This is a genomic window from Bacillus sp. 05T31 (assembly GCF_056396725.1).
This window is the reverse complement of the sequence record NZ_JBFTMA010000889.1, coordinates 1-2,474: the sequence shown is the minus strand read 5'-3', so window position 1 is coordinate 2,474 and position 2,474 is coordinate 1. Positions and strand designations below refer to the sequence as shown.

Genomic DNA, 2,474 nt, shown 5'->3' with positions numbered 1-2,474 from the left:
GTAATAACATACCTCCGAATAAGGCCATCGTTACAATCGCGTTAATTACTAATGTGAAAGTGAACGTCGGATATTTAAACACTTGTAAATCAAGCATTTTATTATCTGTTGTTAACTCTCTCCAAATAAATACAGCTAAACCAATGACACCGATGATAAGTGTTATAACAACTTCTGCACTAGTCCAGCCATTATTTCCAGCTTCACTAAATCCGTACAGTAAGCTACCTAGCCCAATACTTGAACTAATAACACCGAATACATCTAACTTTGTTTTGGACACTGGCTGAGCTAGTGTAAAGAATTTAAAAGATAAGAACGTAATAATTAAACCGATAACAAACATCCCATAGAACATTAAGTTCCAGCTATAGTTTTCAATTACCCAACCTGTTACAGTTGGTCCGATAGCTGGTGCTAAAATCATCGCTACCCCAAGTAACCCCATAGCTGCTCCGCGTTTATTAGGCGGGAATAATGTCATGAAGATATTCATACCAACTGGCATTAAAATACCTGCACCAACCGCTTGAATAACACGGCCTGTCATCATCATTGTAAAGTTTCCTGATGTAGCACAAATGATAGATCCTACAGTGAAGAATAACATTGCTGCTATGAATAATTTACGATACGTAAATCGTGAAACTAAAAATGCACTGATTGGTACTAAAATTCCGTTTACAAGCATGAAGCCTGTAATTAACCATTGTGCTGTTGAAGTTGATACGTTAAATTCATTCATTAATGGAGGCAGTGCAACATTAATGATCGTTTGGTTTAAAATAGAAACGAACATACCGAGAATTAATACAGCTACAACTGCCTTTACATTCACATTCTCTACCGGCAATTGTCTCTTCAGCATTTCTTTTTCCTGTTTTACTTGCTCTTGCTTCCCTGTTTCTAATTCCACTACGTTAGAAGCTTCTGTTTCTTGTTTTTGTTCAAGTTCTTTCTCTACTGTTTCTGCTTGACTTACTTCTATCTTACTTACGGCTGGGACTTGTTCTTCTCCCACATTCGTACTATGATCTAAAGAAACTTTAACTGGTACAACTTGCTTTACTTTCGTATAGTTCGCTGTTGCGTTACTTGATGGTAACATCGAGAATGTATTCGCTGTTGTTAATCCAACTTGTTCTACTTTTCCCGTTAACGTTGTATCTGGGTATGCGTCTACATACACATCTACTGTTTGGCCTTTTTGAACATCATCAATATTTGTTTCTTCAATATTTGCTGTTACCCATAAATTGCTCATATCAAATGCATAAGCAATTGGGCTACCTGCCCCAACGAACGCATTAGTTGTTGCATTTGATTGTACAACTGTTGCGTTTTGCGGAATTGTTACATCTACTGTTTGCTCACCATTTGCTCCTGCTACAGTAACCGCACCTAATTTATCGTTCTCATTGTAATTTTTTCCGACTTCAGCTTTCCAGTCTGTTAATTTACCTGCTACTGGTGATGCAATTGGGATTACTTTCCCGTCAATCTTTGCATTTTCTGTTTTTAAATAGTTTTCCGCTTGATTGTAATAGTAATAACCGCCAATACCGCCGCCCACTAATACAATTAATGTGATAATGTTGATAATTACCATTCTTCGAAACTGATTCATTGCATTCCTCTCCTTATATCGCATATAATTTTTTTCTAAACTATTTACATCCTTAGTGTTTATATTGTTTAATTGTTAATTATATTAACCTTTAAACAAAAAAAGCACACCTTTTACGACGCAAACTATGTTTTGTCTGCATCCTAGCGGTGCTGATTTCTAAAGGACTATCGTTTATAATTATAAATAATTATCCCGAATCTACAACCAACAATTTAAACCTATATGTTGTTTAAACAACATTACACTATACATGTGTTGTTTAAGGTTAAAAAATTAAACGAGGTGAAGTAAAAATGTCTATTAAAAATACAAATGATCCACGTGTAAAACGAACGAGACAACTCATACAGGATGCTTTTGTCGCTTTAGTAGGCGAAAAGGGCTTCGAAAATGTAACTGTGCAACATATCGCGGAACGCGCTCCTGTAAATCGTGCTACATTTTATAGCCATTACCATGATAAATATGATTTATTAGAAAAAAGCATAGAAGAAATGTTAGAAAAACTAGCTGCAGTAATTAAACCACAAAATCGAAATAAAGAAGATTTTCAGCTCACTTTTGATTCACCGCATCCAACTTTTTTAGCTTTGTTTGAGCATATCGCAGACAATACTAATTTCTATAACGTTATGCTCGGCGATAAGGCAGCTGGAAACTATTCTTATAAAATGATGAAAACAATTCAAACACATTTAACATTAAGCYTATCTATTTCMCARCCWGATGATGAAGAMCTYATGGTYCCTCGTGAYATTCTTATTAGTTATGTTACAGGTGCTCATATCGGAATGATTATGTCATGGTTAAAAAGAGGCATGATTTATACCCCGCATTTTATGGC

The 2,474-nt window shown here is 35.4% G+C and carries 2 protein-coding genes; one reads left to right on the top strand and one right to left on the bottom strand.

What is annotated here, in order from left to right; all coding sequences use genetic code 11:
• A partial coding sequence (locus AC1DJR_RS29585) for a DHA2 family efflux MFS transporter permease subunit (RefSeq protein ID WP_477004216.1) occupies nt 1-1,627 on the bottom strand: 1,627 nt, incomplete at its 3' end.
• 296 nt (nt 1,628-1,923) lie between these two features.
• Here AC1DJR_RS29585 and AC1DJR_RS29580 point away from each other — a divergent pair.
• On the top strand, nt 1,924-2,474 hold a 551-nt coding region (locus tag AC1DJR_RS29580; protein WP_477004215.1), incomplete at its 3' end, for a TetR/AcrR family transcriptional regulator.